The following is a 15,804-nucleotide window of genomic DNA, read 5'->3' on the forward strand; positions in this document are numbered from 1 at the left end:
TGTCACTGTACCCTAATTAATCAGATTCTGCGGATTGGAAGCGTTTTCGGCAGATTCTGTACCCTTAATTGCAATATATCCACAGGGCGCTGCGTCAGTGGCTGACACAGCTTTGGCGCTTCCAGATTGCATCGGCTCGTGCCAGAAGCGCTTGACGATCTGCATCGGCACCGAGCTCGGAGATGGCCTGACGGGCAGCGTCTAGGGCCTGCGCAGACGTCTTTTTGGGCGACGTCGCCCTGGCAGATCGGTCAACGGGACTGCTTTCCTGCCGACGTCTTCGCGGAAGTCGCATATCGAGGTTCATCGACAGCTTGCGCACCTTCTCAATCAAACGTCTGCGCTGAGGAAAGGCGCGTCGGAGATCCCAGAATGCTTGTTCATTTCCGCGCAGCAAGATGGCCACTCCCAATAATGGACGGGCTGAGCAGACATCGACAGCTGCGAGTGCTATTGACCGCTCCAGTTGACACCGCGACGTGAGTGGCACGCTGTATACCAACTCAAGTACTTGTAAGAGGCACAGCGTATGGCTGATCCGCTGCATGTGCCTCAGATCGGCGGCGGCAACCGCCGTCTTCAGCAATGCCGCGCCCCGAGCGGCGCGGACACGTAGCCTGTTTGATAGACCATCGGCCGGATGCCTCGCCACAAGAGGTCGACCACAGTTTTCGCAAGTCAGCGACCAGGCGAAGCGCCAGTGGCGCAGGACCAGTCCCGAGGTTTGTTTCGAGCAGTTTGCGCAACTTTGGAAGTCATCGCTAGATACGCATTGAGCGGGATGATGCGTCGTGTCCGGGAGGGTCATGGCCGCGATCTCATCCCGGGTCTGCTGAACCGCCGGACATAGCCGAGCCCAGTTCACATGCCCAAGGTCACCCGCATGCTCCGGCACCCTGCCCTGCCCCAAACCGAGATAGCCGCAAAGCTCTTCGACGGAACAATGATTGGCCCGGGCCAACCGCCCGATCCAGCTCGAGAGAAGCTCGTCGGATACCGGTGGCGGTCGACGCGGCAATGGGTTCACGGTCACCCGAACTCCGCGATGGGTTGGCGCGGAATGCTCCAAGCATGCTTCGCCCATACCGGCTGCCAGGCCTGAACGGCCTCATCGGTGATCCGCTCCTCACCCGTCTCGATCGCATCGATGGCCAAGGACTTGATCATGATGAACACGCGCGAGGTCACACCGCCCGTCACTTTCAGGATTGTCCGAAGCGACGCAACCGTGAGGCCCGACCGCTGCTCAAGTGCCATCGCGGCAATCAGCGTTTGGATGAGCCGAGAGAACTCCACGTCGTCCTCCCAGAGCGGCAGGTAGTGTTCGTCCAGGCGACGGGCCAGTTGGTCGTCACCGCGGACGGCCTCGAGCGCTTCGTTGACACCGAAAACGACAAGCGAGGCACAGAGATCGTTGGCCAAGAACCGCAGCATGTTCAGGAACCGGCGTTGCTCCCGGTAACTACCGGCAAGCAGATTGTGCACCTCGTCGATCATCAGCATCTTCAGGTCCATATCCCGAAGATGACTGAGCGCGCGGACCTCAAGTTCGGACACGGTATGCCGCCCCCACATCGGCGCCCCGATCGTCGAAAGGATGTGCTGGTAGAAGCGTCGCTCGTCCGGCGCTGGCGGCGCCTGAACCAGCAGGATGGGGGTCTTCGTGATGCCCAGTTCTGCGTTGTACTGCGTCGGATACTTGCTGGCCATGCGCTTGGCGATCATCGTCTTGCCAATACCGGAACTGCCATAGACCATCAGGCCAGGCATCCGGCTCTGCTGCGGCATTTCCATCAGGGACGTCAATCGGTTGAGAACAATCGTGGCACGGTCGAATGCGATCCAATGATCGCTGCGGATGCGGTCAATTCTTTCTTCTGGGGTCATCAAACTCTTCAATCGGATAAGTGGGGAGGTCTGGGTTACCAGTGTCGATGGCGAACATTTCTCGGGACGGATCGCGGCGCGGCTGGTGCTTGGGAAGCCGCGTCTCGCGTTCGCTCTCCAGACGGGCGGTCCTTGTCTTCTGACGCGCCGCCTCGGCCAGTCGTCTCTGCGCGTCGATCACCTGGAACAAGGCCTTCTCGTTGATCCGACCGCCATGCCTGTCTTGCCATTCCTTCCGCGCCCGACGACTTTCCCAAAGCGATATCCGAGGGTGGCTCAGATCCCGATACCGAGCCGGGATCATGCGGCCATCATTGACGAGAACCCAGACCTGCGACAGGTCCCGCGGGTCGTACTTCACCTGCACCTTGCCGCTGCCCCGTCCGACCAACGACGCGAAGGCATCACTCCAGTAGTGCACCCCAAAGAGAGTGATCCCAGTGCGCCCGAGCTGGCGCAACTCAAAAGGCAGGAAGCTTGTCCGGAAGGCTTCGACATCGACAACCTGCCGCCCCGCAGTGTCTCCGCCCAAGTCAGCCCAAGCGGCCAGCGGCGTTCGCCCGAGGGCTTCGTGGCGGGTATTGTGGTAGCGGCAAATCTCCAGATGAAGCCAGTCCTCGAACTCGGCCAGGGTCAGAGCCGCATGTTTCTCGCTGTCATAATCGCCCTTCTCGGCAGCGGAGGATTGCGTGGTCCCGGGCAAAACATGAACAGCCCCCATGGCCGTTCCGATCAAACGTTCGATATGACCTCCGAAGTGCGTTGCACCAGGCGGGCGGTACTCGACGGCAATGCCCCAATCTTCGCAGGCCGATGAGAAGGCGTCGCTGTGGAACTCCTGCGCGTTATCGACATGGATCGCCTTCGGGATGCCGGATGTCGGCCAGACCAATTCTTCCAGCTTCCCTGGGACGTGGATCGATTTCCGACGCACACAATGATCGAGGCAGAGCGCGATCGAAAGAACTGATGGTGCATCAAAGCTGACGAAGACCCCGAGAACGATCCGGGTTGCAACATCGATGGCTACCGTCAAATATGGGCGCGCAAGCGGTCGCCGATCCACGTGATCGACCAAAATGATGTCGGCCAAGGTGTGATCGATCTGAACAATTTCCAGTGGCGTTCCAACCGCAAGCCGGCCCGGACGTGCCGCAAAAGTCTTGTTCGCCTCCTTGGCACCACGGCGCTTTCTAACAATCTCTTTCTCGTCCATTGCATCGAGCCGAGCTTTCAGCGTTTTTCGTGCCGGTGGCTGGAAGCCCTTTGCCTCGCATTCCGAACGGATCTCACGCCAAATTCGCAGAAAGCTGGAGCGTTCGCGGACCAGATAATAGCGCCGTAGGCGTTCATCGATGAGGTCTTCGACTTCTCGCGCGATCCGTTTCGACCCCGGTTTCGGCCCCCGGCGACTGAGTTCCAGTGCTGCGGCCCGCCCATCGTTCTCGCGCAAACGGCGGTAAAGCGACCAGGTGTGGCTCTTCGCCAAACCTAGTTCCCAAGCAGCATCTCCGATTGCCGCACTGATCGGCTCACCCTTCTTCTCAAGTTCCAGGATCGGACGGAGGACTGCTGCTCGATGTTTTGCAAGACGCTCGCTGACCACGCCAATCCCTGCCCTATTCCTGTCAGCACTTATCCACAGAACTGACCGTATGCTAATAAAGGGTACAGTATGGCAATTAACGGTACAATATGAAAATTAAGGGTACATCGTGCCGCTGAAAACAAACGATAATTTTAAAGGCAATTCTGATTAATGAGGGTACAGTGACACCCTTGCTCGCTGATCAGCCCGTCGTTTACAAGGAAGTCAGCGCCTCGAGTAACCAGCGTCAGAAAATACGACGCTTCGCCTTCAGACATGTAGGGATGCGCATCACACCGAGCGATCTCGAAGCCAGCGCGGCGTAGACGCTGTGGCAAGGTCCGGCACAACCATTTGTCATGGATGAGATTCGCAGGGATCTGGTCCACGCATGCCTGAAGCGGATCGTTCGGACCGAGTCCTACAGTTATCGTGGCATAATCACCGTCAAAGACCGCGATCTGCCCACCTGGCTTCAGCATTCTGAGTGCCTCACTAAGCGCCGCATCGGGATTGGGAATGTGGCAGAGCGATGTGTGGAAGACCGCCAAATCGAAGCTCTCGTCCGAAACACCGGTCGACCTTGCATCGCCCTCGACGAAGCTGAGGCCAGGTATATTGCCGAACAAGTCATTCGATCTTTCCACCAAGACCGGGCTTGGATCGAGGCCAACGGCCTCGCTCAATGTCGTGGAACGCAGAAGATCGGCCGTGACATGACCGGTCCCGCTCCCAATTTCCAGACCGGCCCCGCCTTCGGGGATGTCCAACCAAGAGAAATAGCGCCTCCGCATCTCCACCATCTGCGTTTCGTTCGCTCGGATGGTCAGTGCGTCTCCCAGCATCTCCTGTGTTTCGCGCGGTGTTTCTGAGATAGTCGCGTAGAGGTCTGGCATTGGTTGACTCCGGCTTGCTCATGGGAGCATACCACGAAAGACCTACAAATACCTCAGTGGCCGCGCAAAGGTGCAAAAGCGCTCCGAACGATTGCTTCGACCGGCCGCATCGCAAAAACGTTCGCCCGAAACGGAGGTCGGCTAAAGGCTGCATCTGCCGCGCCACCTTGTGCTGCGAATGCAACGACCTTGCCCTTTTTCGTAGCCAGTATGGGCTCGCACTGCCGCCTTCCGTGCCGCAGAAAGAATCGCCGTTTATACGTTTGTCTGAATGTCGGCTCTCGCCGGAGGGGCAATCCAGACTCGCAACTGCAGCGTATGACTTCTTCCCGCCCTTTGTGCCGAACTTTCACCGAAACCGCTCCACTTGACGTTCAGAAAAACATATCCTATTTTCTGACATAGAGTTGAGCCATGATCACGTCAAAAATCAAGCAACGCATCATTGGGAAAGGCCGAGGCGCTATCTTCGCGCCATCGGATTTCCTCGATATCGGATCGCGCGCGAGCGTGGATCAGGCGCTGTCGCGCCTTGCGGATCAGGGTGTGATCCGGCGGCTGACGCGTGGGCTCTACGATTATCCGAAACATAGCTCCCGTTTCGGTCCCTTGGCACCCTCTGCTGACGACATCGCACGCGCCGTGGCCCGGAAGGACAACCAGGTTCTACTGCCTTCGCCCGCCATGGCGGCGAACCAGTTAGGTCTGTCCACCCAGGTCCCGTCCAATCCGACCTACATGACCGACGGACCCACACGAACCAAGAAGATCGGACGACAGGTTATCCAGTTCCGAAACGCCTCTCCGAAGACATTGGTCGGCGCTGGGTCAAAAACAGGCACGGTGTTTCAGGCGCTCCGCTATGTCGGCAAAGATCGCATCGACGACCAGGTGATCGGCAAGATCGCCCGCTCGCTGGATGCCAAGGACCGTGCGCAGCTTGCAAAGCAAAGCCGACACGTTCCGGCCTGGATGCATCCTGTCGTGCAGCAAATCGTGGCACACGCCTGAGCATGGACACCTTCGCAAACGACACGCCTGCAAACCGCGATGAAGCATTCCGGCAAGCCGCGGCAGAACTCGGCTTTGCCAAGGCGATAGTCGAAAAAGACTTCTGGGTGTGCTGGTCACTCCAGCTCCTCTTTGCCCTGCCCTCCTACGGCGACCACCTGATCTTCAAGGGAGGTACATCGCTTTCGAAAGCCTACGATGTCATCCATCGGTTTTCTGAGGATGTCGATCTGTCGCTCAACCGTGCCCAACTCGGGTTTGAGGGAAGCCATGACCCTGAGAACCCCGACCTCTCGAGCGGCAAACGCAAATCTTTGTTGCAGGAACTTCAAGATGCGGCAGAGGCAACCGTCGCAGGCCCACTGCTCGACGAAATCAACACCACCTTCTCCACGCGTCTGGATCAGCCATTCTCGCTCCAGATCGACGAAAACGATCCTCAGACCATACTCTTCGCTTACCCATCTCTCGGCGGCGACGACCCAGGCTACATCAAACCTATCGTACGGTTTGAGTTCGGCGCACGTGGCGCGCAGCTCCCGGCCGAGCAGCGGACACTCTCAACCTATGTTCAACAGGCCTTTCCCGATCTGCCCGGCCTTAACCCTGTTGATGTGCGCACTCTCGGGATCGAACGGACATTTTGGGAGAAGGCGACGATCCTACACATGCTCTTCCATCAAGATGCAGGCAAACCGCTCGCTGACCGGATGTCCCGGCACTACTACGACATGGCGCAATTGACACAGCACGACGCCAAAGCGCGCGCTTTGGCCAATCTCGACCTCTTGAGCGAAGTCGGCCACCACAAATCGGTGTTCTTCAAGGCCGCGTGGGCCCGGTACGAAGACGCAAAACCAGGATCCCTTCGCCTGGCCCCGGGCAAAGAGCTCGAGGCCGCCCTTCGTCGCGACTATGCCGGGATGCGGGAGATGATCATGGGCGACACGCCGAGTTTCGATGATGTGCTGAACGCGATCGCAGCGCTGGAGGCGGAGATCAACGCAGCCTGACCTCGAAGGTCTCGGCGTTTGAAAGGCATGAACCTGGTGATCGGGAGTCCACAAGGCCGCAACTGCTAAGCCAGCATATCGTCATGAGTTATAGGATGCAGTTTTATACCTCATGAATGGCCCATATTTGAGCGATAGACCGCGAGGCATCGCCGCTCGATCATCATCCTTCCGCCAATCCGGCATCCTCTAGCTGCTCCCGATCCGGCAAGTCCTGGAGCGTCTCCAGATCGAAAGCGACGAGGAACTGCTCAGTGGTCACATAGGTGTAGGGTGCTCCGCGCCGCGGCGACCGAGGCCCCGTCCCGATCAGCCCTCGCGCATGCAGCCGGCCGATCAAGTCGCGGCTGATTGGCTTGCCGAAGATGTCCTTGAGCCCCTCGCGCGTGATCGGCTGGTGGTAGGCGATGGCTGCCAGCACCGCGATATCGAATTCACTCAGGTCGAGCAGCTGATCCTCGACATCCGCCGCCGCGCGGATCGCGGGGCCGTAGGTGGCCCGCGTCCGGAACATCCAGCCGCCAGCGACCTGCGCAACTTCAAAAGCCCGCCCCTCCAGATCGGCGGCGAGGTCCTCGACCAGAAGGTCGACCGAAGCCCCCTGCCCCACCACACGTGCCAGCTCTTCGCGCGACACTGGTGAGGCGCTGGCAAAAAGCACCGCTTCGACCCGACGTAGCCATTCGCGCCAGCGCAGCTCCGGCGGCAAGTCGGGCAGCTCGCGATCCAGTTCGGAGTTAGAGCCATCCTTCGCCATCGTCATACCCCATAGAGCCGAAACGTCGCTCGGCCCGTCAGCTCGCGTACCGCGCCCAGCTCAACCAGCCGGTCGCAGAACCGCCGTGCGGCGCGGTCGGATCTGAGCGAGGTCAGCATCGCTGGCGCGACAGCGTCCTGGCCCAGGAACAGCCCAAGGGCCTCGTCCGCGCCCTTCGCCCGGAGCTTTGGCCCGACCTCTTTCAAGCGCGCTGCACGTCGGGCCAAATCAGCGGCCTCCCGCGTCGCCTCAACCGCCGCTGCAACAATCGCGCGATGACAGGCCAAGCGAAGGTCATCGCCGCGCTTGCGCAGGTCGGCGCGTTTCAGGCCCGGGGCCAGTAGCGGCACGAGGTGGTCCCAGCCAAGCGCCTGTGCCAGAGCTCCATCAGCAAGGATCAGCGCAGGCACGTCGGCACGCGGCGCTCCGGTAAACACCGCCTCCAGCGCCAGCGCGGCACGGGTCACGGGCGCCCCCTTCCCCGCATCGACCCAGGTCGCGATCTGGCCCGGCTCGACGGCCGGCAAGGCTCGGCCCAGAGCCTTGATCGACACCGGCCGATCCACCGCACGCCGCCAGGCAAGGTAGGTTTCACCGGCCGGTCCGGGAAGATCGCCGGGCCGCAACAGGTGCACCGCATCGCGCAACTCCCCTGCCCGCTCCGGCCGTCCAGAGAGAGTGACGCAAGCTTGAGCCGCGCGCAGCGCGAGTCGGTCCCGTAACAAGGATTGGGGCACCTCCGCACGTCCCAGCACAAGATGCAGGTGGATCAGTGCCGCGCCCGACAAAAACGCAACATCTTCAAGGGTTTCAACCCGTGCCGAGGTGACCCAGGACGGCATCCGGGGTAGGCTCTCGAAGTCGTCGCGGCCATATGTCATGTCCCAAGACTAGTCTCCCGCGGCGCTTTCGTCCACAATATGATGTGAAAACCGCCCCACCCTGTCGCTTGCCGATATGTCCAATAAGTTTGCCTTATCGGACGCAAAAGAATATGCTCAGCGGCATGTCAGAAAACACCGAGAAATCGAGCTCAGACGTGCCAATCCGGCCTTCGTCCAACGAAGAAAACGAGAGAGATCGTCCTGACGACGAGGCCTTGAGCCTTCCGTCCTTTATAGCGGGCTCGGGCACGCTCGATCGGCTGGTCGATACGGCCCGCGACTACGCACGCGCGGCGGCGTCGGACAACACGCTGAAGGCCTATGCAAAGGACTGGGCGCACTTCGCACGCTGGTGCCGAATAAAGGGCGCGGAGCCACTGCCTCCATCTCCCGAGATGATCGGGCTTTACTTGGCAGACTTGGCCTCCGCGTCAGGCCCCTCCCCTACCCTTTCGGTCAGCACCATAGACCGCCGCCTGTCGGGTCTCGCCTGGAACTACGTGCAGCGCGGCTTCAACCTTGATCGCAAGAACCGACACATTGCTTCGGTCCTAGCGGGGATCAAGCGCAAGCACGCGCGACCGCCGGTTCAGAAGGAAGCCATTCTGGCCGAGGATATCCTCGCGATGGTGGCCACCCTGCCCTATGACCTGCGCGGGCTGCGAGACCGCGCGATCCTGCTTTTGGGCTATGCAGGGGGTTTGCGCCGCTCAGAAATCGTCACCCTGGACGTGCACAAAGACGATACGCCGGATTCCGGCGGCTGGATCGAGATTTTCGAGAAAGGCGCCCTCCTGACCCTCAACGCAAAGACCGGATGGCGCGAAGTCGAGATCGGACGCGGCTCCAAGGATCAGACCTGCCCCGTGCATGCACTGGAGCAATGGCTGCACTTTGCGAAGATCGACTTCGGTCCGGTCTTCGTCGGCACCTCGCGTGATGGCAAGCGCGCCCTCGACACACGGCTGAACGACAAGCATGTCGCCCGGCTGGTCAAACGTACGGTTCTGGATGCCGGTATCCGATCTGAGTTGCCTGAGAAGGAACGCCTCGCCCTCTTCTCTGGCCACTCGCTACGAGCTGGCCTCGCCAGTTCAGCGGAAGTCGACGAACGCTACGTCCAGAAGCAGCTTGGGCATGCCTCGGCCGAGATGACCCGCCGCTACCAGCGCCGGCGCGACCGGTTCCGCGTGAACCTGACCAAGGCCGCCGGTCTCTGACCCCCTGCCCCATCACGCCGCCTGCCCGCTGAGCCTGCCATAGAAGCTGCGCTCGAGATGCAGCTCCCCGGCCCCGGCTTTGTCGACCATGCCGCGCAGATAGCCGCCCGGTGAGGACACTTCGCCCGCGCAATGCTTCTCGAATACAAGCGCCAGCGCCGCTGTCGCCACCTGTTTGCCCAATCGGTCCTGCGCTACGTTCCACGCATGCTCGGACACCCCGATCATCGGCCGGAGTTGACCGGCAACACGATGCAGATCGCCCCAATCTTTCAGGAACCCGCCCATATTGCGGGCCCAGGACGCAAATTCAGGACAGGCCTGCATCACTGTGGGCAGATCCAGCGCAGCGCGCTTCTTGCGCACCTCGGCCACCCACTCTTCCAGCTCCCTATCAACCTGATCTTCGGGCTGAGCATTGGGCACTACGGCCGCGACTTCCTCATTTTCTGAGGAATTACGAGTTACAGGATCAAGTTGGTTTGTAATTAGTATATGAGGGTCAGAAATGACCTCCCTGGGGTTCATTTCTTGAGTCTTCTCGGGAACTTGCTCCTTGGTTTCAGGCATGTTTTCCACAGGCAGCACGGCCTCAGTTGCCTTGAGGTAGGCCGCCTCGACGCGCTCCTGTAGCTCCTTGAACCAGCCCAGCAGCCGTGCAAGCTGCTCGGACGCTTCATGGCGGCGCGGAAGCCGGTCCAGAAGCTCCTCGAAGAGCCCCGTGAACTGCGTCCAAGGCCCGCGCAGCGCGCTGCTGACGGCCGCCTCGATCCGCGCGCGGATCATGCGGCGTGCCACAGTGATCTGACGCTTCAGGCGTTGGCAGAGCTCGCGCTCGGCCTGCAAATCGGCATGGAGCTCCTCGAACTCCTCGACACGCGCCGACAGAGGCGACAGATCGAAACCGTAGGCCTCGACAATGCGCCCTTCGGCGTCCCTACGGCCCCATCGCTTGCCGTTCGGACTATCCTGGAAGGATATCACGCCGATCTCGGCCAGCCGCCGTGCATGGCGCTTGAGTGCAGAGAGCGAAAACCCCGTCTGCTCCATCAGATAGGCGTTCGACGCCCAGACGATCGGGCGCTGGCCCTCTTCCCAGTCCTGGGCCTGGGTGAAGGCCCCCAGCGTGTCGAGGAGCATCAAGTCTCCGGCCTTGAGGCCAATGTAGGCCCCCACCCGCTTCACGGCCACGAAGGCCCGCGTTTTGGGTACAGCCACCTGTTCACCGGCTTGGGCAAGCTGCTCTGCAATGCCAAGACCCGGTGTCGGCTTGCGCCAACCTGTATGTTTCATGGATAGTTCTCGCCTCCTCTGCTTGATGGAGGGCAAAAGAATCCCGTTCGCTCAGGAGCGTTGCTGTTGACAGTGATTCGCCGGAGAACTATCTTGATAGCGACCAAACTAATCTTGATAAGCTCTCAGGCCCTCAGCTTGGGGGCTTTTCTTTTGCCGTTATCTCAAAGCATATCCGCTCCTGTTTCTTACCTCGTTTGGATCGAAGACGACCGTCTCCGCGGCTCCTGCCTCTTACTTCGATCCGTGTTTCTCCAAGTACTCAGCGATGACATCACTCAAACCTCTGAGAATGTCCTCGTCCAATGTTAGCCCCGTGGCAGCGACAGAGAGCTTCCCGCCCTGCCCTGTAACACTCAATTTCCGCGAACCGATCTTTCGCTGTACCGTGAGTTTCTTTGGGCTCTGCGATTTCTTTTTTGCAGGCTTGGACGGCTTTTTAGTCAGGTCGCCAAGAATTTTTTCGAGGTCACGGTGGCTGAGATCGTAGACATCTTTGCACGTGTGCAAAATCTCACCTCTAGCCGCATAGACAGCGCGACCACGTGATACCGCGCTGTTATGGACACCCACACGCTTGGCGAACTCGGTTGCAGTTATCTTCTCGTCCGGTTTGGCATCTTGTAGCCGCTCGAACATTTCGCCTATCGAAACCAGACGCTCGAATGCGCTCAGGTTTTCACGTTCCTCATTTTCCCGGAAGCGCATGAATAGCATCTCGAACTGCTCTTCACGGGAACCCCGATGGGATTGTGGAACCAGAATGGCGCGGACAGGCAATCCCAAAGCTTCAAGGATCGCATGGCGTCGCCGACCCACGATCAACTGGAATGTCACGCCTTCTACGTTCTCGGGCTCACGTTCATCCGGTCGCCAATCAGGATCCGCTGGCCGAACATGAATGGGCGTATCTTGACCATTCTTCTCGATACTCTCTTTGAGCTTCTCGAATGCCTCTTGGTCGCGCCAATCTTCACGCCGGTCCGATCCAATCACGTCCACGATCTGAGACGGATCAATCTGCAACTCATGTCGACCCGCGAGAATGCGCTCCACGACCTGTGCGCGCTCAACGTGAAGCATCTGGCTGGCGTCTGAAAGCGCTCCGGCCTTCCAAGCACTGCCAGAGCCGCCCAGTCTTGGCTTAACCCCACCAACCAGTTTCGCTTCGTCTTCGTGGACCTGTTCGCTTGCACCAGATCCAGGAGCCGCAGACACATTCTCATCTGGGCGCGCGGACTTTTTCTTGAGGACCGAGCTGCTCAATGTTCGCTTCATTCGGCTTCCTCCTCGAAATTGTAGAAGTTCTGCATCCAATCCTCGGCATAGCCACGCTCAAGACCAGGCCAGAGGCGTGAGACGATGGCGTCATTCACTGCGTCAGCATTCTCGATGAACCTGTTGATGCCTTTTCGCTTGCCTGGCGTATCTGGGTCATACTCGTAGACGGACTGATAAACGTCCGACGCGTTCGAAATAGCATCGGAGCGAAGATAGAATACGGGCAGCACCTCATCTGGGCAGTTTTCGAGCAGGTTGCCGACCTGTGTGAGATCTTGCTCATTTGTTCTCTGCACGATCGTGGGCAACAGCATATGTGCCGCACCGCCCATATCGATCCGATCCGTCGCGAAAATGTGGCGCAGCATGGTGAGGAGACCAGTCACAAAGGTGGACAAGGTCGCAATGTCGAACCCCTTCATCGTCTGCGGGATAATCAACGAAGTAGACGCCATCACATTGTTCAGCTGGAACAGTGTCAGCGCAGGCTGATAGTCGATGATGATGCAGTCCAAGGTCTCGTTGAGGGCACTTTCAAGCTTCGCTTGGTCGACCCTACCGTTGCTCACCAGTTCATTCGGACGGGTGACCGGTGGATGCCCCTCTTTCCAACGATCTATGGAGTCTCTTAGGAACCTGTAGAACCGCTTTTCCGGGGTGCCCGCTCGCAACAACCTCGCGATCTGAATTTCACCTTCGGAGGTTTCGCCATGCGCAGGTACTAGCCGCACGCCCGGCCAAGAGGTTTTCTTGAAGAACCCGTCAAGCGTCTCCGCATCATAGTCAGTGTAAGGGATGGACTCGTCGGTCTGAAACAGCCCCGCGAAGTCAACCATCGTCGGAGTTTCGTCATCTGGCAAAGTTGGCATTTCTTCGCCGCCGACAAAATAGAGCGTGATCGTGCTCTGGGGGTCTGCGTCCATGACGCCGACTCGCATGCCGTAGTGCAGACTCAGGTACTGAGCGAAGTGCGCAGCACTAAGCGACTTTGCCGTACCACCTTTCTGACTTGCGAATGAAATGACGGGCAAAGGATCGTCGGGTTTGCGCCAAGCAAGAAAATGCTCAGGCCGCTTTGCTGATGCAGCCATCAAAGCCCGGATGTGCATCAGCTCCGTCAGTGTAAAAACACGTTCGCGCCCTACATGTTTGCCGGCAGGAAAATCCTCATTGTCCTTAGCGAACTTCGTTAGATGCTGATGGCTAATGTTCAGGAAGCGAGCGCATTGACGCATCGACCAAGAGCGCTTGATGCGCTCACGCATCGTCAACTCCTTGTTGACCGAGACCATGGTCCGGCCAAGGCCCCGCTCGAGCTCTTGAAGGAACTGTTCTATACTGCCGCCCATTACACCGCTCTCATTTCGACTCTCTCACGGAATCGCTCCGAGTTGTAAATAGCACGGTTTTTGAGGAAATGTACAGATATTGTACGCCTACAGGATTTTCGGCGCACAATATGGGCTACACCGATTGAAAATACGGACAGCAACCTGAGCCGCGAGGTGATTTTGCACGCGTGCAAAAACCTCGAAGCTTGGTGCAGCCAGACCGCCGGAGCGGCCTGGCCGTTGGCTTAGGCTGCGTCTTTCGGCCCCCACGGGATGACGGCCTGCAGGGACAGATCGTCCTGGTTCGCGGCCTTGCCGAGGTTGGCGTTGAAGCCGTGGTCGCGGATGGTCAGCGTGTAGTAGTCGGCGCCGGTCTCCTTGTTCTGCTTCTTCCAGATGCCGCCGCACTCGACCAGCTTGCCGCGCGGGGAGCGGCCGAGGACGCGGTGCGTGGGGGCCATCGGGTTCGTGCTCGCGACGGGTTCGACCGTGATGTCGAGGTCGAAGGTCAGGGTCGAGATGGAGCCGACGCCCTTGGCGGTTTCGATGTCGGCGCTGGTGAATTTGATGCAGTTCGTGGTCATTGCTCTTCTCCTTGTTTGCGTTGCAATGATGGTCACCTTGCAGCTGGCCAAGGCCTGGCCACACCGAAGGCGAAGCGCAGCGGAGAGGGGCAGGCGCCGGTTTTTTTGGTGCGCGAGGAATGACCCGCAGGGTCAGGGGAAAAAGATCGGCGACAACCTTTGTGGGCGGGACGACAGCTGCGACCAGCATGTCATGCAACTCAGACACCCGGAGAAGTGCGGTGGCCGCGAAGGAAACTGGGTGAACAGCCGACAGCCAAGAATGCCGAAGCGATCCTTGCACAGTCACACCTGATCTTTCGATACACACCACGACCCGTCGCAACGCAACACCGGCCCGTGTTCAGTTCCTCGGTCGAGTCACCCAGGGGCCTCAAGCAGAAAGTGATCTAACAGGCTGGAGAAGGTGAAATACCAGGGCGAAGACACGCGCATCGATCCCCGACGATTTCAACCCCGGCCGCGTTGCGAACTTCGAGGATGTCCCGTATGGCATCGCGAAACTGAGCAACGACGCTTGCGACCCGGAAGATCACGTAGAAGCTCGGGCCCGCTCCAATCCCGATACGTGTCGGCATAAGTGAAGATGATAAGCAGTTGGACGGCGCAACACCGAATGTGGTCACCGAGGATGGCCTGCGCGATCTGCTCACAAGTGGCTACCTCATCGAGGTGATCTGCAACCAGACTGCCGAGAAGCGCCACAACAGTTGGTATGGCTCCTTGGTCGTGCACGCGGTGACGGAGGATGGCCAGGACGCGAAGATGCTTGTCACGAGCCGTAGCGTCTTCAAGTTGCGCGAGTTCAAGACGATCGTCGGATTGGTCAGTTTCCTGGCCGACATGGGGTGCCTTTCGGCAAACATCCCGCTGATCGCGGGACGACGAGAGCGTCACGAGGCTTCAGGAAGGCCCGCGACAGCGACCAGCTAGAAACACTCATCCACACACTCAGCAGTCTGTCGGACCAAATCCCGCAGAACTGGCACCTCTGTAAACTCTTAGAGCGAACCGCACAGGCGCCCTGACTGATGTCATGGTAGAACCGGGGCCTAAGCCCCGATCCTCTTGATGCGAATCCCGAGCTTGCGGGCCTTGTCGACAATGTTCTCGGTGATGCCCGAACCGGGGGTGGCGATCAGACCCTGGGGCATGGTCTCGAGCATCTTGTCATTGCGCTTGAAGGGGGCAGCCTTGCCGTGGCTCTTCCAGTCGGGCTTGAAGACCACCTGGGTGACACCACGGGTATCTGCCCAGCGGGCCGCGATCATCTCGGCACCTTTGGGCGTGCCGCCGTGCAGCAGCACCATGTCGGGGTATTTGGCGTGCGTAGCGTCGAGGACGGACCAGATCAGATCGTAGGCGTGATAGTCCCCGCCCGAGAAAGCGATCCGCGTACCTTCGGGGCAGTGCACTTCGGCCTCCTTGCGGCGCTTGGCCGAGAGATAGGCCCGGCTGTCCACCACGGCGGAGGTGAGACCGCGATGCGAGACCTTGGATCCGGTGCGGGGTAGCCAGGGCGAACCGGTGGCGGCCGAGAAGTGATCCACGGCCAGATCGCGCATCTGCTCGAAGGCGTCGCGATGGTCCCAGAGCTTGAGCCCGATCATCTGGAGGCGCTCGAGTTCGACTGAGGCGACCTCGGAGCCGTCCTGGATCGCCAGACTTTCCCGGACCTCAAATTCGTTGTCGTCGAGAAGCTTCTGGATATGGGTGAGCCGGCGATGGAAGATCGAAGTGAGGGACCAGAGCATCTCTTCGAGATTGTCTTCCAACTGGCTGCCGGTGAGGAGGCCGATGGTGGTGTCAAAGAGCGTCGCCATGGCGAGCTCGACCTCGTCGGGCTGGGGTAGGGGGCGATGATCGGTCTCGCCGGGCCCGGGCGTTGCGCCGTGAAGCGCCAGGTGGTCGAGGATGGCGGAGGTCACGCCGGTCTCCTCTTGGATGTCTGTCTGATGGGGCATTTTCTGGTTCCTCTGTTTGATCTGACCCGATTTGGATGGGGCGATACCAGGACCGGCGGCGATCGGGCCGCATCCGTCAGGATCGGAGCACAGCG

Annotated in this window: 15 protein-coding genes; 4 read left to right on the plus strand and 11 right to left on the minus strand. The window is 59.6% G+C overall.

From position 1 onward, the window contains the following. Window positions 1–94: 94 nt before the first annotated feature. The 4 genes from BOO69_RS22565 to BOO69_RS22580 form a co-directional block, all read right to left on the minus strand. On the minus strand, window positions 95–1,084 hold the full coding sequence (locus BOO69_RS22565) for a TniQ family protein (RefSeq protein WP_083545780.1): 990 nt from the start codon (window positions 1,082–1,084) through the stop codon (window positions 95–97). Beyond that, window positions 1,030–1,887: a TniB family NTP-binding protein gene (locus tag BOO69_RS22570; protein ID WP_071974414.1), complete on the minus strand. Its 858-nt coding sequence runs from the start codon at window positions 1,885–1,887 to the stop codon at window positions 1,030–1,032. Before BOO69_RS22570 ends, BOO69_RS22565 begins: the two co-directional genes overlap by 55 nt. Then, window positions 1,865–3,493 (minus strand): Mu transposase C-terminal domain-containing protein, encoded by a 1,629-nt coding sequence (locus BOO69_RS22575; protein WP_093455154.1) that lies wholly within the window; start codon window positions 3,491–3,493, stop codon window positions 1,865–1,867. Before BOO69_RS22575 ends, BOO69_RS22570 begins: the two co-directional genes overlap by 23 nt. Window positions 3,494–3,627: 134 nt before the next feature. Further along, entirely contained in the window at window positions 3,628–4,371 is a 744-nt protein-coding gene (locus tag BOO69_RS22580; protein ID WP_071974186.1) for a methyltransferase domain-containing protein, read from the minus strand. A 414-nt stretch (window positions 4,372–4,785) separates the two neighbouring features. On the opposite strand from BOO69_RS22580, the gene BOO69_RS22585 reads away from it, so the two are divergent. Both BOO69_RS22585 and BOO69_RS22590 read left to right on the plus strand, forming a co-directional pair. Next, entirely contained in the window at window positions 4,786–5,382 is a 597-nt protein-coding gene (locus BOO69_RS22585) for a DUF6088 family protein (protein ID WP_071974185.1), read from the plus strand. A gap of 2 nt (window positions 5,383–5,384) precedes the next feature. Further along, window positions 5,385–6,395 carry a nucleotidyl transferase AbiEii/AbiGii toxin family protein gene (locus BOO69_RS22590; RefSeq protein ID WP_071974184.1) on the plus strand — a complete coding sequence of 337 codons (1,011 nt, stop codon included), beginning with the start codon at window positions 5,385–5,387 and terminating at the stop codon, window positions 6,393–6,395. A 163-nt stretch (window positions 6,396–6,558) separates the two neighbouring features. On the opposite strand, the gene scpB is transcribed toward BOO69_RS22590, so the two are convergent. Next, window positions 6,559–7,152, minus strand: a complete 594-nt coding sequence (scpB, locus tag BOO69_RS22595; RefSeq protein WP_071974183.1) for an SMC-Scp complex subunit ScpB — start codon at window positions 7,150–7,152, stop codon at window positions 6,559–6,561. A 2-nt stretch (window positions 7,153–7,154) separates the two neighbouring features. Beyond that, a complete protein-coding gene (locus tag BOO69_RS22600; protein ID WP_071974182.1) occupies window positions 7,155–8,033 on the minus strand; it encodes a DUF1403 family protein in 879 nt (292 codons plus the stop codon). A 113-nt stretch (window positions 8,034–8,146) separates the two neighbouring features. Between BOO69_RS22600 and BOO69_RS22605 the strand changes: the two genes are divergently transcribed. Beyond that, window positions 8,147–9,256: a tyrosine-type recombinase/integrase gene (locus BOO69_RS22605; protein WP_088672649.1), complete on the plus strand. Its 1,110-nt coding sequence runs from the start codon at window positions 8,147–8,149 to the stop codon at window positions 9,254–9,256. 12 nt (window positions 9,257–9,268) lie between these two features. Here BOO69_RS22605 and repC read toward each other — a convergent pair whose 3' ends face one another. From repC to BOO69_RS22625, 4 genes are all read right to left on the minus strand, one after another. After that, window positions 9,269–10,549: a plasmid replication protein RepC gene (gene repC, locus BOO69_RS22610; RefSeq protein ID WP_071974415.1), complete on the minus strand. Its 1,281-nt coding sequence runs from the start codon at window positions 10,547–10,549 to the stop codon at window positions 9,269–9,271. A gap of 234 nt (window positions 10,550–10,783) precedes the next feature. Then, window positions 10,784–11,827 carry a ParB N-terminal domain-containing protein gene (locus BOO69_RS22615; RefSeq protein WP_071974416.1) on the minus strand — a complete coding sequence of 348 codons (1,044 nt, stop codon included), beginning with the start codon at window positions 11,825–11,827 and terminating at the stop codon, window positions 10,784–10,786. Then, entirely contained in the window at window positions 11,824–13,179 is a 1,356-nt protein-coding gene (locus tag BOO69_RS22620) for a ParA family protein (RefSeq protein ID WP_172839586.1), read from the minus strand. The genes BOO69_RS22615 and BOO69_RS22620 overlap by 4 nt, the downstream gene beginning before the upstream one ends. Window positions 13,180–13,406: 227 nt before the next feature. Then, window positions 13,407–13,745: a DUF736 domain-containing protein gene (locus BOO69_RS22625; RefSeq protein WP_017470241.1), complete on the minus strand. Its 339-nt coding sequence runs from the start codon at window positions 13,743–13,745 to the stop codon at window positions 13,407–13,409. Window positions 13,746–14,342: 597 nt separating this feature from the next. Between BOO69_RS22625 and BOO69_RS22635 the strand changes: the two genes are divergently transcribed. Further along, complete coding sequence (locus BOO69_RS22635) at window positions 14,343–14,678, plus strand: hypothetical protein (RefSeq protein WP_071974418.1); 336 nt, start codon at window positions 14,343–14,345, stop codon at window positions 14,676–14,678. A 119-nt stretch (window positions 14,679–14,797) separates the two neighbouring features. Here BOO69_RS22635 and BOO69_RS22640 read toward each other — a convergent pair whose 3' ends face one another. Continuing rightward, entirely contained in the window at window positions 14,798–15,709 is a 912-nt protein-coding gene (locus BOO69_RS22640; protein ID WP_071974419.1) for a DUF2493 domain-containing protein, read from the minus strand. Window positions 15,710–15,804: the final 95 nt, after the last annotated feature.

Source organism: Sulfitobacter alexandrii (assembly GCF_001886735.1).
GTDB classification, from domain to species: domain Bacteria; phylum Pseudomonadota; class Alphaproteobacteria; order Rhodobacterales; family Rhodobacteraceae; genus Sulfitobacter; species Sulfitobacter alexandrii.